Source organism: Streptomyces sp. NPDC001941, from assembly GCF_040296945.1.
Lineage (GTDB): Bacteria > Actinomycetota > Actinomycetes > Streptomycetales > Streptomycetaceae > Streptomyces.
The window spans coordinates 1-24,538 of the sequence record NZ_JBEOYE010000069.1 but is presented as its reverse complement, the minus strand read 5'-3'; the positions used below and the strand labels follow the sequence as shown (position 1 = coordinate 24,538).

Sequence of the window (24,538 nt, the reverse complement as noted above, 5' to 3'; positions counted from 1 at the left end):
GACCTCTGTTGAAGCAGGTTGTGCAGAACTACAAGAGCGGCGAGCTGGCGCTGATCGACGTGCCGGTGCCGGGGTGCAAGCCGGGCGGTGTGCTGGTGCGCAGCGCGTACTCGCTGATCTCCACCGGCACCGAGATGATGAAGGTGTCCGAGGCGGGCATGTCGATGCTCGGCAAGGCCCGTTCGCGCCCGGACCAGGTGGCGAAGGTCGCGCAGAGCGTGGCCACCAACGGCCTGCCCGCCACCTACCGCAAGGTGATGGGCAAGCTCGACTCGTACACGCCGCTGGGCTACTCGCTGTGCGGGGTGGTCGAGCAGGTCGGCGAGGGGATCGACGACGTGTCCGTCGGCGACCTGGTGGCGTGCGCGGGCAACGAGCACGCGCTGCACGCGGAGCTGAACTGGGTGCCCAGGAACCTGTACGCGCCGGTGCCGGACGGCCTGGAGGCCCGCCACGCGGCCTTCGGGACCGTCGGGTCGATCGCGCTGCAGGGCGTGCGGCAGGGCGAGCCGCAGCTCGGGGAGGTGGCGCTGGTCATCGGGCTCGGCCTGATCGGTCAGCTGGTGGTGCAGCTGCTCGCCGCCTCGGGCGTGCGGGTGGTGGGGGCCGACCCCGATCCGCTGCGCTGCGAGCTCGCCGAGCGGCTGGGCGCGCTGGCCTGCGGCGACCCCGGGTCGGCGGCGGTGGAGAGCGCGGTCGCGGAGCTGACCGGCGGGCACGGGGTGGACCAGGTGTACCTGGCGGCCGGCGGCGGCAGCAACCAGCCGGTGGAGCTGGCGGCGCGGCTGAGCCGGGACCGGGGCCGGGTCGTCGACATCGGCAAGTGCCGTCTCGACCTGCCCTGGAACGCGTACTACGAGAAGGAACTCGACGTGCGCTTCTCGCGCAGCTACGGCCCCGGGCGCTACGACCCGGAGTACGAGCTGGAGGGGCGCGACTACCCGATCGGCTACGTGCGCTGGACCGAGCGCCGCAACCTGGCGTGCTTCCTGGACCTGGTGGCCCGGGGCCGGGTGGACGTGGAGCCGCTGGTCTCGCACACGGCGGACTTCGACGACGCGGTGGAGACGTACGGGAGCCTGAAGGACGGCGGCCTGAAGGCGGTGGCCGTGCTGTTCCGCTACCCCGGGCAGGAGCCCGCGGAGCCGGTGGCCCCGGTGGTGGCCGTGCCCGAGGTGCGGCGCGGCGCCGCGACCGCCCCGGCCCGCCGGGCGCCCGGGCCGGTGCGCCTGGCGTTCGTGGGCGCGGGCAACTACGCCTCGTCGATGCTGCTGCCGCACCTGAAGGACCGCGAGGGCGTGGAGCTGTCCACGGTGGTCACCACGACGGCGCTGTCGGCGGCCAACGCCCAGCGCACGTTCGGCTTCGCCCGGGCGACCACCGACCTGGACGCGGTGCTCGGCGACCCGTCCGTGGACGCGGTGTTCGTGGTCACCCGGCACAGCTCGCACGCCGCGCTCACCAGCCGGGCGCTGCACGCGGGCAAGGCCGTGTTCGTGGAGAAGCCGCTGGCGCTCGGCGAGGAGGAGCTGGCCGGGGTGCTCGCCGCGGTGGAGGAGTCCGGCAACGACCGGATCCAGGTGGGCTTCAACCGCCGGTTCGCGCCGCTGCTGCGGGAGGCGAAGGAGCGCTTCGGCGCCCGCAGCGGCCCGGCGAGCGTGCGCTACCTGGTCAACGCGGGGCGCCTGGAGCACGGCAGCTGGTACCTGAAGGAGGGCAGCGAGGGTTCGCGGTTCACCGGTGAGGGCGGTCACTTCATCGACACGGTGAGCTGGCTGATCGGGGCCGACCCGGTGTCCGTGTTCGCGGTCACCACGCCCGGCAACGAGGACCTCCAGGTCGTGCTGCGCTACCCGGACGGCTCGACGGCGACGATCAGTTACGTCACGACCGGCGCGCCCGGCTTCCCCAAGGAGACGCTGGACCTGGTCGCCGACGGCAAGGTGCTGCGGCTCGACGACTTCGTGCGCGCCTCGGTGTACGGGCGCAAGCGCTGGGTCAGTTCGCGGCTGCCCAAGGCTCGTGACAAGGGCCAGGAGGCCGAGCTGGCGTCCTTCGTGCGGGCCGTGCGCACCGGCGGGCCGATGCCGGTGGCCCTGGAGTCGCTGGCCGCCACCACGGCGGCGACGCTGGCCGTGCGGGCCAGCCTGGTCGGCGGCGCGCCGGTGACCCTGGCCACGACGCGATGACCATGGGTGCGGGCTGGTACCTGCGGCGGCTGTCCCGGATGGGGCCGCAGGAGGTCGGCGGCCGGGTGGGCGACGCGGTGCGCCGGCGGCGGTGGCGCTCGGCGCGCCCGCAGAGCCCTTCCGTGGGCGGCGCCCGCTTCACCGCGGTGCTGCCCGAGGGGGCGCTGGCCTCGGTGGCGCCGGACGCGGCGAAACGTCTCGTCGCCGAGGCGGACCGGCTGCTCGCCGGGCACGTGGAGTACTTCGGGGTGGCCCGGGAGGACCTGGTCGACCCGGACTGGTGGTACGACCCGAAGACCGGGCGCCGGGCCCCGTGGGGCTACGCGTTCGACGTGCCGTACCGCGACGAGGAGCGGTCCGGGGACGTCAAGCAGATCTGGGAGCTGTCCCGGCACCAGTACCTGACGGTGCTGGCCGCCGCGTACGCGCTCACCGGTGACGAGCGGTACGCCGAGCGGGTCGCGGCGCACCTGCGGTCCTGGTGGGTGTCGAACGCGCCGCTGCGCGGGGTGCACTGGACCAGTGGCATCGAGCTGGGCATCCGGCTGCTGTCCTGGGTGTGGGTCCGCCGGCTGCTGGACGGCTGGGCGGGCGCGCCGGAGCTGTTCGAGCGCAACCCGGACGCGCTGCGGCAGATCTGGCACCACCAGAACTGGCTGGCCTCCTTCCCCAGCCGGGGCTCGTCGGCGAACAACCACGTCATCGCGGAGGCCGCCGGGCAGTTCGCCGCGGCCGTCGCGTTCGACTGGTTCCCGTCCTCGGCGGCGTGGCGGGACGAGGCGCTGCGCTCGCTGGACCGCAACCTGCGCGCCAACACCTTCCTGTCGGGGCTGAACCGGGAGCTGGCCTCCGAGTACCACGGGCTCGTCCTCGAACTGGGCCTGGCCGCGCTGGCCGAGGCGGACGCCGCCGGGGTGGCGGTGCCCGCGACCGTACGGCTGGTGCTGCTGCGGATGACGGACGCGCTGGCGGCCGTGGTGGACGACCGGCTGCGGCCGCCGCGCCAGGGCGACTCCGACGACGGGCACGGCCTGGTGGTGGACGGCCCGGGCACCGACCGGTGGGGCTCGCTGCTGGCGACCGGTGAGGCGGTGTTCGGCCGGCTCGACTGGTGGCCGGTGGTGACCGGCACCGATGTGCGCACCCCGCTGCTCGCCGCGCTCGCGCGGCCCTCGGCGGCGGGGGCGGCGCGTCCGGCGAGCCGGCCGGGCCACTTCGCGGACGCGGGCCTGACCGTGCTGCGCGGGCCCGGCGGGATCTGGTGCCGGTGCGACGGGGGCCCGCACGGCTTCCTGTCCATCGCGGCGCACGCCCACGCGGACGCGCTGTCGGTGGAGGTGCGCCACGACGGCGTGGACGTGCTCGCCGACCCGGGGACGTACTGCTACCACGGGCAACCGGAGTGGCGGCGGTACTTCCGCTCGACGCTGGGCCACAACACCCTGGAGCTGGACGGCACCGACCAGTCCGTCTCCGGCGGCCCGTTCCTGTGGACCCGGCACGCGCGCACCCGGGTGCTGAAGGCGGAGGCCACCGGCGGGGGCACGCTGCGCTGGTGCGCCGAGCACGACGGCTACCAGCCGTCCGTGCACCGCAGGCGGGTCGACCTCGACCCGGAGACCCGGGAGTTGCTCATCGTGGACGAGGTCACCGGGCCGCGCAGGGACGCGCGCCTGGTGTTCCACCTGGGTCCGGCGGTCTCCGCGGAGCTGACGGGGAACCGGGCGGAGCTGCGCTGGAGCGCCGACGGCGAGGACCGCTCGGCGGTGCTCGACCTGCCCGGGGAGCTGGACTGGCGGGCGCACCGGGGCGAGGAGGACCCGCCGCTGGGCTGGTACTCCCCCGGCTTCGGGCGCAGGCGGCCGGCCACCGTGCTGGTCGGCACCGGCTACGCCGAGGCCACCCGGGGGTTCACCACCGTACTGAGATTCCGCGACGAGGGCTGAAGGAGGAGGACGGGTGCGGATCAACTGGCGGCAGCGGGCGCTGCCGACGGCGCTGCTGGCGCTGATGCTCCCGGCGGCGGGCGGCTGCATGGGCACGTCCAGCGCCCCGGCGGCGGAGCGGTCCGCCTCCCCGTCCGCGTCCGCCGCCGCGTCGCCGGCCCGGGTGTGCGCGGCGCCGGCGGCCGGTCCCGCCACCGCGCCCGCGGGCGCGGTGACCGTCGACCCGTCGGTGGTGGGCGACCTGGCGGCGAAGACCAGGAACAGCCCGGCGCGCACCACGTTCTGGCTGCGGCCCGGCACGCACCGGCTGGAGCCGGACCGCTTCGCGCAGGTGATCCCCAAGGAGGGGGACGTCTACCTCGGGGCGCCGGGAGCGGTCCTGGACGGCAAGGGCACCAACCAGTACGCGTTCGGGGGCGCCGCCCGTGACGTCACGCTGCGCCACCTGACCGTGCAGGGCTTCGTCGCACCGCAGGACGAGGGCGTGGTCAACCACGACTCGGCCGACGGCTGGACGATCGAGCACTCGACCGTCCAGAACAACTCGGGCGCCGGACTGATGGCCGGGTCCCGCCAGCGGGTGCTCTCCAACTGCCTGCGCGCCAACGGGCAGTACGGGCTGAACGCGTACAAGAACAACGGCACGGTGACCGGCCTGCTGGTCAAGGGCAACGAGATCACCGGCAACAACACCGGCGACTGGGAGCGGCGCAAGCCGGGCTGCGGCTGCACCGGGGGCGTGAAGTTCTGGGCCGTCAACGGCGCGGACGTGAGCGGCAACTGGGTGCACGACAACCGGGGCACCGGCCTGTGGGCGGACACCAACAACAACGACTTCCGCATCGAGTCCAACCTGATCGAGGCCAACGACGGCGCCGCGCTGATCTACGAGACCAGTTACAACGCGGTCATCCGCGACAACGTGATCCGGCGCAACAACCTGGTCGACGGCCGCAAGAACGCCGTGAACGGCGACAGCTTCCCCTTCGCGACGCTCTACGTGTCGGAGTCCGGCGGCGAGCCCCGGGTGCGGGCCCGCACGGACAAGCTGGAGATCTACCGCAACGTGCTGGAGAACAACTGGTCGGGCATCACCCTGTGGGAGAACGCCGACCGGTTCTGCAACAGCCCCGCCAACACCTCCTCCGGCGTGTGCACCCTGCTGGTGCCGAAGGCGAGCAGCTGCGCCCAGCCGAAGATCGCCTCCGCGCCGCTGCTCGCCGACTGCCGCTGGAAGACCCAGCGGGTGGACATCCACGACAACCGCTTCGTGCTCGACCTCTCGGCCGTGGGCTGCACGGCGAAGTGCGACCGGATGGCGGTGCTGGCCAACTACGGGACGTATCCGGAGTGGTCGCCGTACAAGGGCGAGGGCGTGGCGCAGGCGATCACGCTGAAGCAGGACAACCACTGGCACGACAACACCTACGTCGGGCCGTGGAAGTTCGTCGCCAAGGACCCCAGCGCGGTCTTCGACTTCGGGCAGTGGCAGGCCGCGCCGTACCAGCAGGACAAGGGCAGCGACCTGACCGCGCGGGCGGGTGGTTGAGGTGGACGTGCGACTGACGCGCGAAGAGGCGGAGTTGAGGCAGGCGGGCGCGGGCGCACCGAGGCCGGTGGGCATCGCGTGGGGGCTGCTGATCCTCAACACCCTCGGCTCGGCGGGGGCGCAGACCATCATCCCGATACCGCGCTCGGTCATCCAGCTGGTCACCATGGGCTCGCTGCTGGGCGCGTTCGTGCTGGCGCTCGCGGTGAACCTGCGGCTGCGGGTGCACGCCAGCGCGTACCTGATGCTGCTCACCCTGCTCCTGGTGCCGAGCCTGATCTCCAGCTCGTCCCTGGAGTCGGGGATGGGCGCGTTCTTCCGGTGCGCCCGCCTGGCCCTCTTCATCACCACGCTGTGGCTGCTCAGCCGGTGGTGGGACGGTGGGATGACGTTCGTGCGCCACCACATCCGGGTGTACTTCGCGGTCCTGGGGTCGGTGGCCGCGGGGCTGGCCGTCTCCCCCGGCGCCGCCCTGCCCGACATCTACGGCGGACGGCTGGTCGGCGCGCTGTGGCCGCTGACGCCGCCGCAGATCGGCCAGTACGCGGCCGTGATCATCGGGCTCACCGCGCTGCTCCTGCTGGGCGGGCGGACCGACCGGACCGGTGCGGCGGTGGTGATCGTGCCCTCGCTGGTGCTGCTCGCGCTGACCCACACCCGTACGGCCACGCTCGGGCTGATCGCCGGGCTCGCGCTGGCGATCGGGTCGCTGCTGATGACCAGCGCCAGGGCCCGGAAGTTCTTCACCTGGACGGTCGTCGGCGGCACGGTGGCCGCCGTGGCGCTCGGCTCCGCGCTCCAGGCGTGGTTCCTGCGCGGGCAGAGCCAGGAGAACTTCACCAGCCTGACCGGCCGGGCCAAGGTCTGGGACGCGCTGCTCGCCCGGCCCCGCACGCCGTCGGAGGAGGCGTTCGGCATCGGCCTCGGCGACAAGTCCTTCGGCGGCCTGCCCATCGACAACAGCTGGCTGACCGTCTACAACGAGCAGGGGATGACCGGGGTGGCCCTGGTCGCGGGGGTCTTCCTGGTGCTCGGCGGGGTCGCGCTGCTGCGGCCGCCGTCGCTGGCCCGGGCCTGCGCGATCTTCCTGATCAGCTACTGCGCGATCGCGTCGTACACCGAGGCGGGCCTGGGCGACGCCTCGCCGTACCTGCTGCACCTGACCGTGGCCGCCTCGCTGCTGGCGGCGCCGCGCACGCCGGACGCGCCGCCGGCACCGGACGTCGAACGACGGCGCGCCCCGCGCCTGATCCAGAGATCGGAGGTGGGCTGAACATGCGCGTCCTGGTGGTGCACAACCGCTACGCGTCGGCGCAGCCGAGCGGCGAGAACAAGGTCGTCGACCAGGAGGTGGAGCTGCTGCGCGCGGCCGGCCACCGGGTCGACCTGTTCGAGCGGCGCAGTGACGACATCGGCGCGATGTCCCTGCCGCGCAAGGCCGCCGTGCCGGTCCTGGTGCCGTGGAACCCTGCGGTACGGCGTGAACTCGCGGCCCTGCTGCGGCGCGAGCGCCCGGACGTGGTGCACGTGCACAACGTCTTCCCGCTGCTCTCGCCCGCGGTGCTGGCCGCCTGCGCGGACGCCGGGGTGCCCGCCGTGGCGACCCTGCACAACTACACCCAGGTCTGCCCGCCCGGCACGCTCCAGCGCGAGGGGCGGCCGTGCACCGAGTGCGTCGGCGGCCCGCCGCTGCCCGCGGTGCGGCACGGCTGCTACCGGGGTTCCCGGCTGGCGACGGCGCCGCTCGCGCTCAGCCTGTCGGCCAACCGGCGGCGCTGGTGGTCGGGCGTGGAGCGGTTCTTCTGCATCTCCGCCGCGCAGCGCGAGGTCCTGGTGGGCGCGGGGATGCCCGCCGGGCGGCTCGCGGTGAAGCACAACTTCGTGCCCGAGCCGGGCGTGCGGCGCACCGGCCCCGGCGAGCACGTGCTCTACCTGGGCCGGCTCGCGGAGGCCAAGGGGGTGCGGCTGCTGATGGCCGCGTGGGACGAGCTGGCCGCGTCCGGCGGGGTGGGCGTGCCGCTGGTGATCGCGGGGGCCGGGCCGCTGGAGGCGGAGGTCACCGCCTGGGCGGCCGGCCGCGACGACGTGCGCTACGTCGGCCTGTACGACACGGCGCGCTGCCGGGAGGCGCTGGCGCGCTCGGTGGCCGTGGTGGCGCCGTCGACCTGGCTGGAGGCGTTCGGCCTGGTGGTCGTGGAGGCGATGGCGGCCGGGGTCCCGGCCGTCGCCGCCGGTCACGGCGCCTTCGTCGAGCTGCTGGAGGACGGGGTGACCGGGCTGCTGCACCGGCCGGGCGAGCCGGGCTCGCTCGCGTCGTGCCTGCGCGCGGTGACCGTCGATCCGGCGCGCAACGCGGAGATGGGCCGTGCGGCCCGGCTCCGCTACGAGCGGGGCTTCAGTCCGTCCGTCGGGCTGGAGCGCCTGGAGGAGGGGTACCGCTCCGCGATCGCGGGGCGGTCGGGCGGCGGGGACCTCCCGCCGCAAGGGGAGAAGAGCACTGGCCCGCTGTGGGACTCCCACGCGGGCACGGATGGGGGGCAGTAGATGACACGATGCCGACTGTGCGGCTCGGGGGCGCTGGCGAGCGTCGTCGACCTGGGGGCGACCCCGCCGTGCGAGAGCTTCCTCGCCGCGGACCAACTCGACCTGCCGGAGCCGGCGTACCCGCTGCACCTGCGGGTCTGCACGGACTGCTGGCTGGCCCAGATCCCGCCGCTGATCACGCCGGAGGAGACGTTCAGCGAGTACGCGTACTTCTCGTCGTTCTCGACGTCGTGGGTGGAGCACGCGCGCACCTACGTCGCGGACGCGGTGGAGCGGGTGGGCCTGGGCCGGGACGGGTTCGTGGTGGAGGTCGCGAGCAACGACGGCTACCTGCTGCGGCACGTGGTGGACCGCGGGATCCGCTGCCTGGGCGTCGAGCCGTCGGTGAACGTCGGCGCGGCGGCGCGGGAGGCGGGGGTGCCCACGCTGACCGCGTTCCTGTCCCCGGAGACCGGGGCGGCCGTGCGGGCCGAGCACGGCCCGGCCGACCTGGTCGCGGCCAACAACGTGTACGCGCACATCCCGGACGTGGTCGGCTTCACGCAGGGCCTGCGCGCCCTGGTCGCCGACGACGGCTGGGTCTCGATCGAGGTGCAGCACCTGCTGACGCTGATCGAGGACAACCAGTACGACACCATCTACCACGAGCACTTCCAGTACTACACGGTGGCGTCGGCGATCCGGGCCCTCGCGAGCGGCGGGCTCACCCTGGTGGACGTGGAGCTGCTGCCCACGCACGGCGGGTCGATCCGGCTGTGGGCGCGTCCCGACGCGGTCGCGGGCGAGCCCTCGCGGCGGGTGACCGACGTGCTGGCCAGGGAGAAGGCGGCCGGGCTCCAGGAGCTCTCGGGCTACACCGAGTTCTCCGCCCGGGTGGCCAAGGTGCGCCGGGACCTGCTGCGGTTCCTGATCGAGGCGGCCGACCGGGGCGAGACGGTGGTCGGCTACGGAGCCCCGGGCAAGGGCAACACCCTGCTCAACCACTGCGGGATCCGTCCTGACCTGCTGCCGTACACCGTCGACCGCAATCCGTACAAGCACGGCCGGTACACCCCGGGGACCCGCATCCCGATCCTGGCCCCCGAGCAGATCGCCACGGACCGGCCGGACTACGTCCTGGTGCTGCCGTGGAACCTGCGCGCCGAGCTGGTCGAGCAGCTGTCCTTCGTGCACGAGTGGGGCGGCCGCCTGGTCTTCCCCATCCCGGAACTGAGCATTGTCGAGGTGGGGTCGTGAAGGTCGTCCTGTTCTGCGGCGGTTACGGGATGCGGATGCGCAACGGGGCCGGCGACGACGTGCCCAAGCCGATGGCGATGGTCGGCCCCAGACCGCTGATCTGGCACGTGATGCGCTACTACGCGCACTTCGGGCACAAGGAGTTCATCCTCTGCCTGGGCTACGGCGCCCACCACATCAAGGACTTCTTCCTCAACTACGAGGAGACGACGTCCAACGACTTCGTGCTGCGCAGGGGCCGCACCGAGCTGCTGTCCACCGACATAGCGGACTGGACGATCACGTTCGCGCAGACCGGCGTGGAGTCGCCGATCGGCGAGCGGCTGCGCCGGGTGCGCCACCACCTGGAGGGGGACGAGATGTTCCTCGCCAACTACGCGGACGTGCTCACCGACGCCCCGCTGCCGGAGATGATCGAGAAGTTCTCCCGGCGCGACGCGGGCGCGTCGATGATGGTGGTGCCCCCGCAGTCCTCGTTCCACTGCGTGGACCTGGGCGAGGACGGCCTGGTGGGGGGCATCACGGCGGTGAGCGACATGCCGCTGTGGGAGAACGGCGGCTACTTCGTGCTGCGCCAGGAGGTGTTCGACCACATACCCGAGGGCGGCGACCTGGTCGCCGACGGGTGCGGGCAGCTGGCGAAGCAGGGGCGCCTGGTGGCGCACCAGCACCGCGGCTTCTGGAAGCCGACGGACACCGTCAAGGAGCGGGCCGCGCTGGACGCGGCGTACGCCAGGGGCGAGCGCCCGTGGGCCGTGTGGGAGCGCGACGCCGCCGTGAGGTCCGCGTGATCCGACTGAAGGCAGGCGGCACCGCCCGCGTCGTGGCGCTCGGCGCGCACTGCGACGACATCGCCATAGGCGCGGGCGGCACGCTCCTGACGCTCTGCCGGGCCCGGCCCGGCCTGCGCGTGGACGCCCTGGTGCTCTCCGGCGGGGGCGGTGAGCGGGAGCTGGAGGAGCGGGCCGCGCTGGCGGCCTTCTGCCCGGGCGCCGACCTGCGGCTGACCGTGCTGAAGCTGCCCGACGGCCGGCTGCCCGCGCACTGGGAGGAGGCCAAGGCCGCGGTCGAGGAGCTGCGCGAGCGCACCGAGCCCGACCTGGTGCTCGCGCCGCGCACCGAGGACGCCCACCAGGACCACCGGGGGCTGGCGAAGCTGGTGCCCACCGCGTTCCGCGACCACCTGGTGCTGGGCTACGAGATCGTCAAGTGGGACGGCGACCTGGGCCGTCCGGTGGCGTACCAGCCGCTGTCGCCACAGGCCGCGGAGGACAAGGTGCGGCTGCTGCAGGAGCACTACCCCTCGCAGCGGCACCGGCCGTGGTACGACCGCGAGGCCTTCCTGGGCCTGGCGCGGATCCGCGGCATCGAATGCCACGCGCGCTACGCCGAGGCGTTCGCCGTCACCAAACTCACTCTCGACCTGGGGGACTGAACCTTGCGCGTACTGCTCACCGGACACCAGGGCTACCTGGGCACCGTGATGGCCCCGGTGCTCGCGGCGGCCGGGCACGAGGTCACCGGTCTGGACTCGGGGCTCTTCGCCGACTGCGTGCTGGGCCCGGCGCCCGCGGACCCGCCCGGGCGCCGGGTGGACCTGCGGGACGTGACGGAGGAGGACGTGGCCGGGGTGGACGCGGTGATCCACCTGGCCGCGCTCTCCAACGACCCGCTGGGGGCCCTCGCCCCCGGCCTGACGTACGACATCAACCACCACGCGTCGGTGCGGCTGGCCCGGCTCGCCCGTGACGCGGGCGTGCGGCGCTTCCTGTACGCGTCGACCTGCTCGGTGTACGGCGCGGCGGGCGGCGACGACCTGGTCGCCGAGGACGCCCCGCTGCGGCCGGTGACGCCGTACGCGGAGTCCAAGGTGCGGGTGGAGGACGACCTTCACGCGCTGGCCGACGACGACTTCACCCCGGTGTACATGCGCAACGCCACGGCCTTCGGCTACTCGCCCCGGCTGCGCGCCGACATCGTGCTGAACAACCTGGTGGGCCACGCGCTGCTCTCCGGTGAGGTGCTGGTGCTCTCCGACGGCACTCCGTGGCGGCCGCTGGTGCACGCGGCGGACATCGCGCGGGCGTTCGCCGCCGCGCTCGTCGCGCCCAGGGAGGCGGTGCACGACACGGCGTTCAACATCGGCAGCGAGGCGAACAACGTCACGGTCGCCGAGATCGCCGCGCAGGTCGCCGAGGCGGTGTCGGGCGCCAAGGTGCGGATCACCGGGGAGAACGGCGCCGACCCGCGCTCCTACCGGGTGGACTTCGCCCGCTTCCGCGCGGCGGTCCCGGGCTTCGACTGCGAGTGGTCGGTGCACCGGGGCGCGCTCGAACTGGCCGAGGCCTACGAGAAGTTCGGCCTGACCGCGGACGACTTCGAGAACCGCTTCACCCGGCTCGCGGTGCTCAAGGCCGCGACCGGCGCGGGCATGGTCGACGACACCCTGCGGTGGCGCCGGTGACCGGGGCCGGCGAGGAGATGCACGCACTGGTGGAGCGGTTGTACCCGCTCTGCCGGAGCATCACGGGCGACGGGGTGCGCGCCACCCTGGACATCGTCGGGGAGTACCTGCCGCTGCGGGTCCACGAGGTGCCGACCGGTACGCAGGTGCTGGACTGGACGGTGCCGCAGGAGTGGAACATCCGGGACGCGTACGTCGCGGACGCCTCGGGCCGCCGCGTCGTCGACTTCGCCGCGTCCAGCCTGCACGTGCTCGGCTACAGCGTGCCGGTGCGGGCCAGGATGGAGCTGTCCGAGCTGCGGGAGCACCTGTACACCCTGCCGGAGCAGCCGTCCCTGGTGCCCTACCGCACCAGCTACTACGCGCCGCGGTGGGGGTTCTGCCTGGCCCAGGAGACCCTGGACGCGATGGAGGAGGGCGAGTACGAGGTGTGCGTGGACTCCACGCTCGCCGACGGCCACCTCACCTACGCCGAGCACGTGGTGCCGGGGCAGGTCGCCGACGAGGTGCTCGTCTCCTGCCACACCTGCCACCCGTCGCTGGCCAACGACAACCTCGCGGGCATCGCGGTCGCCGTCTTCCTGGCGCGCGCGCTGGCGGAGACGGCGCCGTGGTACACGTACCGCTTCGTCTTCGCGCCCGGCACCATCGGGGCGATCACCTGGCTGGCCCGCAACAAGGAGCGGATCGACCAGGTGAAGCACGGTCTGGTGCTCGCCTGCGCGGGTGACCGGGGCCCGTTGACGTACAAGCGGAGCAGGCGCGGGGACGCGGGGATCGACCGGGCGGTGCGGCACGTGCTGCGCGACTCCGGACGCCCGCACTCCGTCGAGGAGTTCACGCCGTACGGCTACGACGAGCGGCAGTACTGCTCGCCGGGCTTCGACCTCGGCGTGGGCTCGCTCAGCCGGACGCCGTACGCCAGGTACCCCGAGTACCACACCTCGGGGGACGACCCGGGCTTCGTCTCGCCCGAGGCGATGGCGGACACCCTCGACGTGTGCCGGGAGGCGTTCTCCGTCCTGGACCGCGACCGGCGGTACGTGAACCTCAGCCCGTACGGCGAACCGCAGCTGGGGCGGCGGGGGTTGTACGACTCCCTCGGCGGCCGCAGCGACGCCAAGCAGGCGGAGATGGCCATGCTCTGGGTGCTCAGCATGTCCGACGGCGAGCACGGCCTGCTCGACGTGGCCGAGCGCGCGGGCCTGCCCTTCGACACCGTCGCCGCCGCGGCCGACGCCCTGCACGCCAGTGGGCTGATCAAGGCATGACGGGGATGGCCACCGGGCGGGAGGAGGAGCCGACGGCCGCGGCGGCCCCGGCGGCGGACGCCCGGCCCGCCGCCCGGCGGGCCATGGTCGGCCGGCTCTCCTGGGGCCTGGCCGACCAGGCGGCGTCCAGCATCAGCAACTTCGCGGTGGGCATCTACGTGGCCCGTTCGCTGGGCCTGGCCGCGTTCGGCGTGTTCAGCCTGGCCTGGGTGACGTACGGCGTGGTGCTCAGCGTGTCGCGGGGGCTGGCCACGGACCCGCTCGTGGTGCGCTTCAGCGCGGTCCCCGAGGCGTCCTGGCGCACGGCAGTGGCCCGCTCCTCGGGGACCTCGCTCGGGGTCGGCGCGGCCATCGGCGGGGCCTGCCTGGTGGCCGGTCTCGCCGTCGGCGGCGGCGTGGGCACCGCGTTCGCGTGCCTGGGCGTGGTGCTGCCGGGGCTGCTGCTCCAGGACGCCTGGCGGTACTCGTTCTTCGCCGCGGGCGCCGGGCGCAAGGCGTTCGTCAACGACGTGGTGTGGGGCGTGGCGCTGGTCCCCGCCATGGTCGTGGCGGCCCGGGTGAACACCGTGGCCGCGTTCGTCCTCGCCTGGGGCGTGTCGGCGGCCGTGGCCGCCGTCTACGGCTGCGTCCAGTCCGGGGTGCTGCCCCGGATGACCGGGGCGCGCGCCTGGCTGCGCGCGCACCGCGACCTGGGCTACCGCTACCTGGTCGAGAACACCTGCGTCAGCGGCGCGGCCCAGCTGCGGGCGTACGGCCTCGGCGCGATCGTCGGGGTCAGCGCGGTGGGCGTGGTCCGGGGCGCCGAGCTGCTCCTCGGCCCGTTCCTGGCGCTGCTGATGGGCCTGTCCCTGGTGACCGTGGCGGAGTCGGCGCGGGTGCTGCGCGCCGCCCCGGACCGGCTCGCCAGGTTCTGCTTCCTGCTGGGCGGCGCGCAGGCCGTCGCCGCGCTGCTGTGGGGCGCGGCGCTGCTCTTCCTGCCCGACCGGCTCGGCGCGTTCGTGCTGGGCGGCGTGTGGGACGCGGCGTCGCAGCTGATCGTCCCGGCCACGCTCGGGGTCGCGGGCGCCGGCCTCGGCACCGGCGCGGCGGCCGGGCTGCGCGCGCTCGGCGCGGCCCGCCGCAGCCTGCGCAGCCAGCTGATCGCCTCCACCTGCTACGTCGCCGGCGGTCTCGGCGGGGCGGCCCTGGCCGGCACGGTCGGCTCGGCCTGGGGCGTCGCCGCCGCGACCCTGTGCAGTTCGTCCGTGTGGTGGGTGCACCTGCGGTCGGCCCTGCGCGAGCGCCACCACCACCCGATCCGCGAAGTGAGGACGCCATGACCGCTCATCCCCGGTTGAGCATCGGACTGCCCGTGTACAACGGCGAGGAGTACCTCGCCGAATCGCTCGACGCGCTGCTGGGGCAGACGTACGAGGACTTCGAGCTGGTCATCACCGACAACGCCTCGACCGACGCGACCGAGGAGATCTGCCGCCAGTACGCCTCGAAGGACCCGCGCATCCGCTACCTGCGGCTCGCGCGCAACATCGGGGCGGCGCCGAACCACAACTACGTGTTCACCCAGTGCCGGGGCGAGCTCTTCAAGTGGGCCTCGCACGACGACCTGTACGCCCGGGACCTGCTGGCCCGGTGCGTCGAGGCGCTGGACGAGCGCCCGGACGTGGTCCTCGCGCACTCGGGCCAGGCCGTCATCGACGAGCACGGCCGGGTGAAGGTGCCGTACGAGTACGGCCTGGCGACCGACCTGCCGAGCGCCCCGGACCGCTTCCGCAGCTTCCTGTTCGAGCCGGGCGGCGACGACTTCTACGGGGTGATGCGGGCCGACGTGCTGCGCCGGGTCAGGCCGCACGACAGCTACCACCACGCGGACCGCACCTTCGTCGCGGAGCTGGTCCTCAACGGCCCGTTCCACCAGGTGCCGGAGCTGCTGTACTTCCGCCGCGACCACCCGACGCGCGCCGAGCGGGCGAACCCGAGCAAGCGCTCGCGGTGCGTCAACCTGGACCCGCGCAGGGCCGGACCGCTGCACCCGACGCCCCGGCTGCTCGCCGAGTACGTGTGGGGCTTCGTCTCGGCGGTCCGGCGGGCGCCGCTGTCCGCGGCGGACCGGCGCGCGTGCTTCGGCCACCTGGCGGCGTGGATGACCAGCCGGACGCGGCCGGGCGCCGGGGAGCGGGTCGAGGACCGCGCTCCGGTCGAGCAGGACCGGTTCGACGTCGACGTGGACGCGATCGTGGCCGGGCGCGAGGGGCGGGGGGCGTGACGGCGCCGCGCGGACGCCCGGTGCGGGTGGGCGTGTTCGGGCTGCTGGGCTCCGGCAACCTCGGCAACGACGGCTCGCTGGAGGCGGTGCTCGGCTATCTGCGCGCCGACCACCCGGAGGCGGTCGTCGACGCGCTGTGCGGCGGGCCCGAGGTGGTGGCGCGGCGGTACGGGATCCGCGCGACGCGGCTGCACTGGTACCGCGGCGAGTACCGCACGGCGTCGCGCGCGGGCGCGGTCGCGGGCAAGGGCCTGGGCAAGCTGGTCGACGCCTTCCGCACCGCCGCGTGGGTGCGCCGGCACGACGTGGTGGTCGTGCCGGGCATGGGGGTCCTGGAGGCCACGCTGCCGCTGCGGCCCTGGGGCTTCCCGTACGCCCTGTTCCTGCTCTGCGCGGCCGGGCGGCTGACCGGCACCCCGGTGGCGCTGGTCGGCGTGGGCGCCGCGGCGATCCGCGACCGGCCGACCCGCGCCCTGGTGCGCCTCGCGGCGCGGCTGGCCGCCTACCGCTCGTACCGGGACGAGCTGTCGCGGGACGCGATGCGGCGGATGGGCGTGGACACCTCGCGCGACGAGGTGTACCCGGACCTGGCGTTCGCGCTGCCGGTCCCGGCCGCGCCCGGGCCGGGGGACGCGCCCGGCACGGTCTGCGTCGGGGTGATGGACTTCCACGGGAGCAACGACGACCGGGCGCGGGCCGACGAGATCCACCGGCGCTACCTGGAGGGCACGACGCGCTTCGTGCGGACGCTGGCCGGGGAGGGCAGGCCGGTGCGCCTGGTCACCGGTGACGGCGTCGACCGGGCGGTCGTCGAGGCGGTCCTGGCCGCGGTGGACTCGCCGCTGGTGACGGCCTCCCCGGCGGCGTCGCTGGCCGAGCTGATGGCGGAGATGGCGGGCGCGGACGTGGTGGTGGCGGCCCGCTACCACAACCTGGTGTGCGCGCTGAAGGCCGGTACGCCGACGCTCGCCGTCAGTTACGCGGCCAAGAGCGACGCGCTGATGGCCGGGATGGGACTCGGCGCGTACTGCCACCCGGCCCGCGAGCTGGACGTGGACCGGCTCCTGGAGCAGTTCCGGGAGCTGGAGAAGGGGGCGGCCGGGGCGCGGCGGACGCTCGCCGAGCACAACCGGGCCGCCACCGGGCGCCTGGCCCACCAGTTCACCGCCCTGACCACGGCCCTCTTCCCGGCGGCCGACCGTCCACACGCCCTGCGGGAGGCACCGTGAAGGCCATCGAGGTACCCGAGATCGACGGCGCGTTCCTGTTCGAGCCGACGCCGTACGCCGACGAACGCGGCTTCTTCTGCCGCACGTTCGACGCCGACGTGCTCCGCTCGGTGGGCCTGGCACCGGAGTCCTTCGTCCAGGACAGCGTCTCCCGGTCGGTACGGGGCGTGGTGCGCGGGCTGCACCTGCGCTCCGGCGCGGGCGAGGCCAAGCTGGTGCGCTGCTCGTACGGCAAGGTCTTCGACGTGGTGGTGGACCTGCGCCAGGACTCGCCGACGTACCGCAACCGGGCCTTCTTCGAGCTGTCCGGCGAGACGCAGCTCAGCGTGTACATCCCGGCGGGGTGCGCGCACGGCTTCCAGGCGCTGACGGAGACGGCGGACACCTCCTACCGCATCGACCGCGAGCACGACCCGGCCGAGGACGTGACGATCGCCTTCGACGACCCCGAGCTCGCCGTCCCCTGGCCGCTGCCGGTCACGGCGGTGTCCGCGCGGGACCGGCAGGCGCCGGGCCTCGCCGAGGTCCTGAAGCACCGCCAGGAGCAGGGGCGAGAGCGCTGAGAACGACGACGGCAAGAGCACAGGGAAGGGTGACAGAGGCCGTGAACGCGGAACATCCCGGAGAGTCCCTCCTGCCCCGCTCGCGCGAGGCGAGCGAGCGGCTGCACGCGCTGGTCCCCGGCGGCGCGCACACCTACGCCAAGGGCGACGACCAGTACCCCGAGGACCTGGCCCCGGTCATCAGCCACGGCAGCGGCGCCCACGTCTGGGACGTCGACGGCAACCGGTACGTCGAGTACGGCTCGGGGCTGCGCTCGGTCAGCCTCGGCCACGCCCATCCGGCGGTGGTCGAGGCGGTGCGCCGGGAGCTGGAGCGGGGCTCCAACTTCGCCCGTCCCTCGGTGGTGGAGCTGCAGGCCGCCGAGCGGTTCCTGGCGACCGTGCCGACGGCGGAGATGGTGAAGTTCGCCAAGAACGGCTCCGACGTCACCACCGCGGCGGTGCGGCTGGCCCGGGCCGTCACCGGGCGCCCCCGGGTGGCGATATGCGCCGACCACCCGTTCTTCTCGGTGGACGACTGGTTCATCGGCACCACGCCGATGAACGCGGGCATCCCGGCGACGACCACCGAGCTCACCGTGGGGTTCCCCTACGGCGACCTGGCCGCCACGGAGGCCCTGCTGACCCGGCACCGGGGCGAGGTCGCCTGCCTGGTCCTCGAACCGGCCGGGCACACCGAGCCGCCGCCCGGCTACCTCCAGGGCCTGCGCGAGCTGGCCGACCGCCACGGCTGCGTCCTGGTCTTCGACGAGATGATCACCGGCCTGCGCTGGTCGGAGGCGGGCGCGCAGGGCCTGTACGGCGTGGTCCCCGACCTGTCCACCTTCGGCAAGGCGCTGGGCAACGGCTGCGCCGTCTCCGCGCTGGCCGGGCGCCGTGCGCTGATGGAGCGCGGCGGGCTGCGGCACACGGACGAGCGGGTGTTCCTGCTGTCCACCACGCACGGCGCGGAGACGCACTCGCTGGCCGCCGCCATGGCCGTCCTGGAGACCTACGTGCGGGAGGGCATCACGGCACGGCTGCACGCGCTGGGCGAGCGGCTCGCCGAGGGGGTGCGGGCCGCCGCGGCGAGCATGGGCGTGGCCGACCACGTCGTCGTACGGGGGCGGGCCAGCAACCTGGTCTTCGGCACGCTCGACGAGGAGCTGAGGCCGTCGCAGGAGTACCGCACCCTGTTCCTGCGCCAGTTGCTCCTGGGCGGGGTGCTCGCGCCGTCGTTCGTGGTGAGCAGCGCGCTCACCGAGGCGGACATCGACCACACCGTCGACGCGGTCGCGCAGGCGTGCGCGGTCTACCGCAAGGCGCTGGACTCCGGGGACCCCACGCCGTGGACGGGCGGGCGGCCGGTGAAGCCGGTGTTCCGGCGGCTGGCCTGAGCCCGCCGGGACACCGGAGCCTCAGGGGACGTCGCGGCGCACCGCGCCGGCCGTCCGGTCGACGAGCCACGCGGTCGCCGGGACCACGACCAGCGCGGTGCACCAGCCGCCGAGGGTGTCGGTCGGGTAGTGGGCGCTCAGGACGACCTGCGCCCAGCCCATGACGGCGCCGGCCACCAGCGACGCCAGGAGCACCAGGGCCGCGCCCGTCCGCGCCGAGGCACCGGTGCGCTCGACCGCGAGCAGCGCGAGCGCGACGGCGACGGCGGTGGCCAGCGCGGTGTGCCCGCTGGGATAGGACAGGTACCCGCCGTGGATGGTGCGCCCCACCACGTGCTTGAGCAGCGTCGTCGCCACCACGCAGGCCCCGGTGCCGACGACGACGAGCACCGCCGCACGCGGGCGCTTCAGCATCACGCAGGCCGACGCGCAGAAGACCAGGAGCGCCGCCGCGCCGACCGGCTCCCCCAGGAAGTCGACGGCCAGGGCGACCGAGTACCAGCGCCCCTGGATGGCCTCCTCCCCCGGTGCGAGCCAGGCGTCGAGGGTGCCGGGCCTGCCGTGTCCGGCGTACAGGACCGCGATGACGACGGCCAGCAGGGCGGCGAGCACCGCCTGCGCGGTGAGCCAGGTGCGCATCGGCGCGGGCAGTACGGGCACGGGTGCGGCGGCCGGGCGCCCGCCGGTGCCGCCCGGCGCGCGGTGGCTCGCGGGGCTCGGCGGGCGGGCCGTCACGCGGGGGCCCCGGCGGTGGCGCGGGACCACGAGGAGATCTCCATCTCTGCATCATGCAGGTGGAGTTGGGACTTCGGTAGGGGGAGCCGGGGGCGCCCGGGATCACTGGAGGCCGGTCCGGTGACTCCGGGGCGGGCGGAACTCCGGGGTCAGAAGCGGCGGATGACTCGCAGCGCGTTGGTGTAGAGGTCGCCCTTGTGGTCCTCGTCGGTGTAGGGCGTGCCGTTGAGGATCGACTTGCCGCCGAGGTCGGCCATGGTCGGGCCGTTCGGGGTCTTGCGGCTGGAGACGAAGCGCAGCTTGCCGTCCTGGTCGACGCCCATGTGGATGCCGATGTGGCCGCCCGCGTCGGACTGTTCGTCGGTGTCGAAGAAGACCGCGTCGCCGATGCGCAGGCCGTCGAGCGCGGGGACCTTGCCCACTCCCCCGTCGGCGACCTTCACCCCGGGCCCGGAGTGGGCCATGTCCTTGGACTCCCGGGGCAGCGAGGTGCCGAAGTCGCGGTAGAGGCCCATCGGGATGCCCATGTGGTAGCCGTACACCATGCGGACGAAGCCCGAGCAGTCGAGGTTGTGGGCCTTCTGCCCCTGGCCCTCCAGCTTGCCGACCTCGCCGTCGGGGAAGCGCCAGTCGTCGATCCACATGTACTCGTGGAAGTCGGCGCCGATGGTGCGCAGCCCGGTCACGGGGTCGGCGTCGCTGTACCCGGCGGTGCCGAGGACCTGGGCGCCGCCGCGCGCCGGGTCGGTGACGGCCGGGGCGTGGGGCCGGTACATGGAGGCGTACGCGAGGACGTCCGGGGAGGTGTCCTTCGCCCAGGCGCGGACCTGCTGCTCGACCGCGGTCGTCCAGGAGCCGGCGAACGGCTCGGGCAGCACGCGGACCCAGGTGTCGTGGGTGACGACCGGCGGGTCGGCCCAGGTCGCCGAGTCGATGACGAAGTCGTAGACCCGCGCCTGCGGGACGACGGTGGCGCCGGTGGACGCCAGGCCCCTGACGCCGACGGCGCCGGTGCGGAAGACCTTCGTCTCGTCGGGCTCCGGGTCGCGCAGCTCGTGGTGCCAGGTGTCGGTGGGCTCGGTGACGCCGGTGCCGTGCTTCCAGGCCCGCGCCCGCAGCAGGTCGCCGGACGTGTCCACGCGGACCCACCAGTGGTCGTAGGCCGCGAAGCCGGTGCCGACGGTGACGGGCGCGCCCAGCACGGTGGTGGTGTCCGCCAGCTCCTTCTCCAGCACCAGCTGGACGTCGCCGCCGGGGGTGACGACCAGGCGGGCCCGGTAGTGGTTGTTGACGTTCGCCGCGGCGAAGACCAGGCCGAGGGAGGCGGGCGCGCCGACGGGGAGCCGGTCGAAGGAGAACCGGGCGGCGACGCGGACGTCGCCCATCTCCTCGTCCGGGAGCAGTGAGTAGCGGCTCTTGCCGGGGGCGAGCGTGAGGGCGGCCCGGCCCTTCTCCAGGAAGTAGTCCGCGGTGCTGCCGTTGTGGTGGGACCAGGAGCCACCGCCGGGCGACATGCCCCAGCCGCCGGTGGGCGGGGTGCGCGCGAAGTCGTCGGTGACGTCCTTCTTCTGTTCGGTGAACCAGCGGCGCGGGCCCCGCAGCGTCACCGTGCGGGCCCCGGTGGTGAGCGTCGCGAGGACGCCCTGGCCGTCGGAGACCTCCAGTCCGCCGGTGATCGCGCGCGTGGTCAGGGAGCCTGCCGGGTGCGCCGTGAAGTGCCAGGGGTCGGTGGCGTCGACCTGTACGGGCAGGCGGGCGGCGGCGGTGAGTTGCGGGGGCGCGGCGGCGGGCGCGGCAGCGGTACGCGGGCCGGCCGGTGCGGTGCTCGCGGGACGGGCGAGGGCGGGCCGGGCCGCGACGAGCGGCAGCGCACCGCCGGCCGCCGCGGCGGCGAGCGCGGCCAGGGCGGATCTGCGGCTGGGCGAGGACTTCGGTACGGACACGTGCGGGACCCCCGTCGGTGGATTGCCGCCCCGCTCGTTCGAACAAGGGGGCGAAGGGGACCTTACCCGGACTGCCGTGCGTCCTTGACCGGGGCCCGGTGCCGCACCACGGTCCGGGACGTGCGGCCGTCCGGGTGACGTTCACGCCCCGTCGCGCGTTGGACCCGGCATGGACAACAGCGCAGCAGACACGGACCCCCGGCTCCCCCTCGACGAGGACGGGGAGCAGGACTGGGAGGCGGCCCGCGAGGCGGCGATCGCCGGGACGGGCATCGACCTCGACGCCCTGGAGCGGGAGCGCGAGGCCGACGCGGCCGAGGCGGTACGGGACGCGGAACTGATGGCCGCCGTCAAGGAACTCGTCGCCGCCAGGGCGCTCGCCGAGGAGAGCGTGACCGCCGAGGAGCAGGCCCGCCTCGAAGGCCACGCGGACGAGGTCATCGCCCGCGCCGAGGCCCGCCTGGCCCGCCGCAAGGTCCGCAACGACGCGGTCCTGGCGATCGCGGCCATCAACGAGAGGTTCGGGGTTCCAGGACCGCGGGCCTCGGACTGAGGGCTGAGGGCTGAGGGCTGAGGGCCGGGGCCCGCGTCCCGGCGCCAGCGGCCGCCACTCGCCCGGCCACGGCCCGGCCGGAGCCCCGGCCGGGCCGTCTACGTGCCCGGTGCCAGCCGGTCGCGCACCGACCGCCAGGCCCGCGGGTCGCAGGCGCCGAGCAGCCCGGTGCCCTCGTCGGCCGGGCGGTACGGGGTGCCGTCGGGGCGGCGTACGGTGCCGCCGGCCTCGGTGACGAGCAGGGCGCCGGGGGCGTGGTCCCAGGGCAGGGTGCGGTGGAAGAGCGCGAAGTGCCGCTCCCCCGAGGCGATGCGGGCGTACTCCACGCCCGCGCACGTGGTGCCCGCGCCGAGGTCGGCGAAGTCCGGGGCGGCGGCGAGCACATGGGCCCTGGCCCGCGGCGACAGGAACCGGGTGAGCGCGTCGCCGCGCAGCCCGGCGGTGTCGCCGTCGGTCACCGCGCAGCTCAGCCTGGTCCCGCCGCACCAGGCTCCGGCGCCGCGCTCCGCCGCGTAGGCGCGCCCGGTCGCGGGTTGCACGATCCACGCGGCGACCGTCTCGCCGCCGCGCACGAGCGCGGCCATCACGGCGTGGTCGGGGCTGCCCGCCACGAAGTTGGCGGTGCCGTCCAGGGGGTCGAGGAGCCAGACGGGCCCGGGGTCCGCCAGCGCGCCGACCAGGCCGGGGTCCTCGGCCGCGGCCTCCTCCCCCACGACCGGTGCCGCGACGAGGTCCCGCAGCCGCGGGCCGATGATCGCCTCCGCCTCCCGGTCGGCGACGGTGACCACCTCGCCGGGCGCCTTCTCGGTCACGTCACCGCTCGCCAGGGCCCGGAAGCGCGGCACGATGACGGCTTCCGCGGCCTCCCGGAGAATCTCGATGATCTTGTCGTGGTCCATGGGGGCAGCGTAGGGGCCCTCGTTGCGGGCGCCGTGAGGGCGGAGTCACGGCCGGGGCGGCCCTCCGGAATCCGGTGGTGGATTGGGGGTTCCGCCAACGGGGCGGGCTGACGTAACGTGCGTTTCGCCAACCGCATGGCGGAAGTTACTTTCCAGTCAACCGAGTTGTCGTTTTCGTCCCGCACCGCGCACCGGGGCGGGAACGGCGCGGTGTCCCGCACGGAAGAAGCGCCACTCATGAGTTCTGCCGTACGCCCCGACCCCCCGTCCGGACCGTCGGACGCCTCCGCGGCCCCGTCCCCCGCCGCTCCCGCCGTCCCGGGACCGGTGCACCCCGTCGACGAACTCCTGCCGCCCGGGCGGATGCTCGTCGCCAGCCTCCAGCACGTCGCCTCGATGTACGCGGGCGCGGTCTCCGTGCCGATCGTCGTCGCGGTCGCGGCGAAGATGCCGCCGTCCGACGCGGCCGTGCTGATGGCGGGCAGCCTGCTGATGGCGGGCCTGGCGACCCTGCTGCAGACCCTGGGCATCGGCAGGTTCATCGGCTCGAAGCTCCCGTTCGTCAACGGCGTCTCGTTCGCGGGCGTCGGCGTGATGCTGACGATCCTCGCCACCGAGGGCAGCGTCGGGGCGGGCATGCCGGTGGTGTTCGGGGCGATCCTGGTGTCGAGCGCCTTCGGGTTCCTGGTCGCCGGCCGCTTCTCCCGGCTGGTGCGCTTCTTCCCGCCGGTCGTCACCGGCTCGGTGATCACCCTGATCGGCGTCTCGCTCTTCCCCGTCGCGTACGGCTGGATCGTCGAACCCGGCGCCGCCTCCCGCGCGAACGACCAGGAGAACATCGCGCTCACCGCGGCCACCGTCGTCCTGATGCTGCTCCTGCAGAAGTTCACCCGCGGCTTCCTCAAGCAGATCTCCATGCTGCTCGCCCTGGTGCTGGGCACCCTGCTGTCCGTGCCGATGGGGCTCGCTGACTTCTCGGCGCTCGACGGCGCCGCGCTGGTCGGGCTGCCGGACCCGCTGCACTGGGGGGCGCCGCGGTTCTCGCTCGCGCCGATCCTGTCGATGTGCGTCGTGATGCTGGTCATCCTCACCGAGTCCACCGCCGACATGATCGCGCTGGGGAAGATCGTGGACCGCGAGGTCGACGAGCGGGTCATCGCCCGGGGGCTGCGCGCCGACGCGCTGGGCTCCGCCGTCAGCCCCCTCTTCAACGGCTTCCACAACTCGGCGTTCGCCCAGAACATCGGCCTGGTCGTGATCTCCGGGGTACGCAGCCGGTTCGTGGTCGCCCTGTCCGGCGCCCTGCTCATCCTCATCGGGCTCAGCCCGGCGGCGGGTGCCCTGATCTCGGTGGTGCCGATGCCGGTGCTCGCCGCCGTCTCACTGTTCCTGTTCGGGTCGATCGCCCTGTCCGGCATCCAGATGCTGCTGCGCGCGGACCTCCAGCGCGGGGACAACACCCTGATCGCGGTGGTCACCATCGGTGTCGGCCTGATCCCGGCCGTGAACGGCGACTTCTACGCGTCCTTCCCCGACTGGGCGCAGATCGTGCTCGGTTCGGGCATCTCCACGGGCTGCATCCTCGCGGTCGCCCTGAACCTGCTCTTCAACCACCTCGGCGCGCGGCGCGCGTCGGCGCCCGAGCCGGAGGCAGTCGCGGGGCACTGAGCGCGACGGCTGACGCGAGCGCGGGGGGGGGGGGGGGGGGCCGCGGGGGGGGGGCCCCCCCCCCCGCGGCGGGCGGGGCGCCGCGCCCCGCGCACACAACAGCCCCCGCC

General features: G+C 74.2%; 20 protein-coding genes. 17 read left to right on the top strand and 3 right to left on the bottom strand.

Annotated elements, in window-relative coordinates; genetic code table 11:
* Nucleotides 1-8 precede the first annotated feature (8 nt).
* From ABT160_RS33845 to ABT160_RS33775, 15 genes are all read left to right on the top strand, one after another.
* Entirely contained in the window at nucleotides 9-2,189 is a 2,181-nt protein-coding gene (locus ABT160_RS33845) for a bi-domain-containing oxidoreductase (RefSeq protein WP_351651781.1), read from the top strand.
* Entirely contained in the window at nucleotides 2,186-4,135 is a 1,950-nt protein-coding gene (locus tag ABT160_RS33840) for an alginate lyase family protein (protein WP_351651780.1), read from the top strand. The genes ABT160_RS33845 and ABT160_RS33840 overlap by 4 nt, the downstream gene beginning before the upstream one ends.
* Before the next feature lie 64 nt (nucleotides 4,136-4,199).
* Nucleotides 4,200-5,684, top strand: a complete 1,485-nt coding sequence (locus ABT160_RS33835) for a right-handed parallel beta-helix repeat-containing protein (RefSeq protein WP_351651806.1) — start codon at nucleotides 4,200-4,202, stop codon at nucleotides 5,682-5,684.
* 7 nt (nucleotides 5,685-5,691) lie between these two features.
* Entirely contained in the window at nucleotides 5,692-6,957 is a 1,266-nt protein-coding gene (locus tag ABT160_RS33830) for an O-antigen ligase family protein (protein WP_502984349.1), read from the top strand.
* Between the two features lie 2 nt (nucleotides 6,958-6,959).
* The gene (locus tag ABT160_RS33825; RefSeq protein WP_351651779.1) at nucleotides 6,960-8,228 is read left to right on the top strand and encodes a glycosyltransferase; all 1,269 of its coding nucleotides are present in this window, start codon (nucleotides 6,960-6,962) and stop codon (nucleotides 8,226-8,228) included.
* Entirely contained in the window at nucleotides 8,229-9,464 is a 1,236-nt protein-coding gene (locus ABT160_RS33820) for a class I SAM-dependent methyltransferase (protein WP_351651778.1), read from the top strand.
* On the top strand, nucleotides 9,461-10,255 hold the full coding sequence (locus ABT160_RS33815; protein WP_351651777.1) for a glycosyltransferase family protein: 795 nt from the start codon (nucleotides 9,461-9,463) through the stop codon (nucleotides 10,253-10,255). The genes ABT160_RS33820 and ABT160_RS33815 overlap by 4 nt, the downstream gene beginning before the upstream one ends.
* Nucleotides 10,252-10,899, top strand: coding sequence for a PIG-L deacetylase family protein (locus tag ABT160_RS33810; RefSeq protein ID WP_351651776.1), 648 nt, complete (start codon nucleotides 10,252-10,254; stop codon nucleotides 10,897-10,899). The genes ABT160_RS33815 and ABT160_RS33810 overlap by 4 nt, the downstream gene beginning before the upstream one ends.
* A 3-nt stretch (nucleotides 10,900-10,902) precedes the next feature.
* Nucleotides 10,903-11,928 carry an NAD-dependent epimerase/dehydratase family protein gene (locus ABT160_RS33805; protein WP_351651775.1) on the top strand — a complete coding sequence of 342 codons (1,026 nt, stop codon included), beginning with the start codon at nucleotides 10,903-10,905 and terminating at the stop codon, nucleotides 11,926-11,928.
* Nucleotides 11,916-13,199 (top strand): DUF4910 domain-containing protein, encoded by a 1,284-nt coding sequence (locus ABT160_RS33800; protein ID WP_351651774.1) that lies wholly within the window; start codon nucleotides 11,916-11,918, stop codon nucleotides 13,197-13,199. Before ABT160_RS33805 ends, ABT160_RS33800 begins: the two co-directional genes overlap by 13 nt.
* Nucleotides 13,196-14,518: an MATE family efflux transporter gene (locus ABT160_RS33795; protein ID WP_351651773.1), complete on the top strand. Its 1,323-nt coding sequence runs from the start codon at nucleotides 13,196-13,198 to the stop codon at nucleotides 14,516-14,518. Before ABT160_RS33800 ends, ABT160_RS33795 begins: the two co-directional genes overlap by 4 nt.
* A complete protein-coding gene (locus ABT160_RS33790) occupies nucleotides 14,515-15,462 on the top strand; it encodes a glycosyltransferase family 2 protein (protein WP_351651772.1) in 948 nt (315 codons plus the stop codon). The genes ABT160_RS33795 and ABT160_RS33790 overlap by 4 nt, the downstream gene beginning before the upstream one ends.
* On the top strand, nucleotides 15,459-16,691 hold the full coding sequence (locus ABT160_RS33785) for a polysaccharide pyruvyl transferase family protein (RefSeq protein WP_351651771.1): 1,233 nt from the start codon (nucleotides 15,459-15,461) through the stop codon (nucleotides 16,689-16,691). Before ABT160_RS33790 ends, ABT160_RS33785 begins: the two co-directional genes overlap by 4 nt.
* Nucleotides 16,688-17,254, top strand: coding sequence for a dTDP-4-dehydrorhamnose 3,5-epimerase (rfbC, locus tag ABT160_RS33780; RefSeq protein WP_351651770.1), 567 nt, complete (start codon nucleotides 16,688-16,690; stop codon nucleotides 17,252-17,254). Before ABT160_RS33785 ends, rfbC begins: the two co-directional genes overlap by 4 nt.
* A gap of 41 nt (nucleotides 17,255-17,295) precedes the next feature.
* Nucleotides 17,296-18,630 carry a glutamate-1-semialdehyde 2,1-aminomutase gene (locus ABT160_RS33775; protein ID WP_351651769.1) on the top strand — a complete coding sequence of 445 codons (1,335 nt, stop codon included), beginning with the start codon at nucleotides 17,296-17,298 and terminating at the stop codon, nucleotides 18,628-18,630.
* A 21-nt stretch (nucleotides 18,631-18,651) separates the two neighbouring features.
* Here the strand turns inward: ABT160_RS33775 and ABT160_RS33770 are convergent, their stop codons facing one another.
* Together ABT160_RS33770 and ABT160_RS33765 are read right to left on the bottom strand one after the other, a co-directional pair.
* Nucleotides 18,652-19,269 (bottom strand): phosphatase PAP2 family protein, encoded by a 618-nt coding sequence (locus ABT160_RS33770; protein WP_351651804.1) that lies wholly within the window; start codon nucleotides 19,267-19,269, stop codon nucleotides 18,652-18,654.
* 245 nt (nucleotides 19,270-19,514) lie between these two features.
* Complete coding sequence (locus tag ABT160_RS33765; RefSeq protein WP_351651768.1) at nucleotides 19,515-21,308, bottom strand: NlpC/P60 family protein; 1,794 nt, start codon at nucleotides 21,306-21,308, stop codon at nucleotides 19,515-19,517.
* 169 nt (nucleotides 21,309-21,477) lie between these two features.
* Between ABT160_RS33765 and ABT160_RS33760 the strand changes: the two genes are divergently transcribed.
* Nucleotides 21,478-21,861 (top strand): hypothetical protein, encoded by a 384-nt coding sequence (locus ABT160_RS33760; protein ID WP_351651767.1) that lies wholly within the window; start codon nucleotides 21,478-21,480, stop codon nucleotides 21,859-21,861.
* 98 nt (nucleotides 21,862-21,959) lie between these two features.
* Here the strand turns inward: ABT160_RS33760 and ABT160_RS33755 are convergent, their stop codons facing one another.
* Nucleotides 21,960-22,760, bottom strand: coding sequence for an inositol monophosphatase family protein (locus ABT160_RS33755; protein WP_351651766.1), 801 nt, complete (start codon nucleotides 22,758-22,760; stop codon nucleotides 21,960-21,962).
* Nucleotides 22,761-22,997: 237 nt separating this feature from the next.
* Here ABT160_RS33755 and ABT160_RS33750 point away from each other — a divergent pair, with 237 nt between their 5' ends.
* Nucleotides 22,998-24,428, top strand: a complete 1,431-nt coding sequence (locus ABT160_RS33750; protein ID WP_351651765.1) for a nucleobase:cation symporter-2 family protein — start codon at nucleotides 22,998-23,000, stop codon at nucleotides 24,426-24,428.
* Nucleotides 24,429-24,538 lie beyond the last annotated feature (110 nt).

What these genes read in the sequence shown, in the direction of transcription:
- ABT160_RS33755 (WP_351651766.1), bottom strand. Translation starts at nt 22,760, where the DNA reads ATGGACCACGACAAGATCATCGAGATTCTCCGGGAGGCCGCGGAAGCC.
- ABT160_RS33840 (WP_351651780.1), top strand. Translation starts at nt 2,186, where the DNA reads ATGACCATGGGTGCGGGCTGGTACCTGCGGCGGCTGTCCCGGATGGGG.
- ABT160_RS33750 (WP_351651765.1), top strand. Translation starts at nt 22,998, where the DNA reads ATGAGTTCTGCCGTACGCCCCGACCCCCCGTCCGGACCGTCGGACGCC.
- ABT160_RS33835 (WP_351651806.1), top strand. Translation starts at nt 4,200, where the DNA reads ATGCTCCCGGCGGCGGGCGGCTGCATGGGCACGTCCAGCGCCCCGGCG.
- ABT160_RS33820 (WP_351651778.1), top strand. Translation starts at nt 8,229, where the DNA reads ATGACACGATGCCGACTGTGCGGCTCGGGGGCGCTGGCGAGCGTCGTC.
- ABT160_RS33770 (WP_351651804.1), bottom strand. Translation starts at nt 19,269, where the DNA reads ATGCGCACCTGGCTCACCGCGCAGGCGGTGCTCGCCGCCCTGCTGGCC.
- ABT160_RS33760 (WP_351651767.1), top strand. Translation starts at nt 21,478, where the DNA reads ATGGACAACAGCGCAGCAGACACGGACCCCCGGCTCCCCCTCGACGAG.
- ABT160_RS33795 (WP_351651773.1), top strand. Translation starts at nt 13,196, where the DNA reads ATGACGGGGATGGCCACCGGGCGGGAGGAGGAGCCGACGGCCGCGGCG.
- ABT160_RS33825 (WP_351651779.1), top strand. Translation starts at nt 6,960, where the DNA reads ATGCGCGTCCTGGTGGTGCACAACCGCTACGCGTCGGCGCAGCCGAGC.
- ABT160_RS33790 (WP_351651772.1), top strand. Translation starts at nt 14,515, where the DNA reads ATGACCGCTCATCCCCGGTTGAGCATCGGACTGCCCGTGTACAACGGC.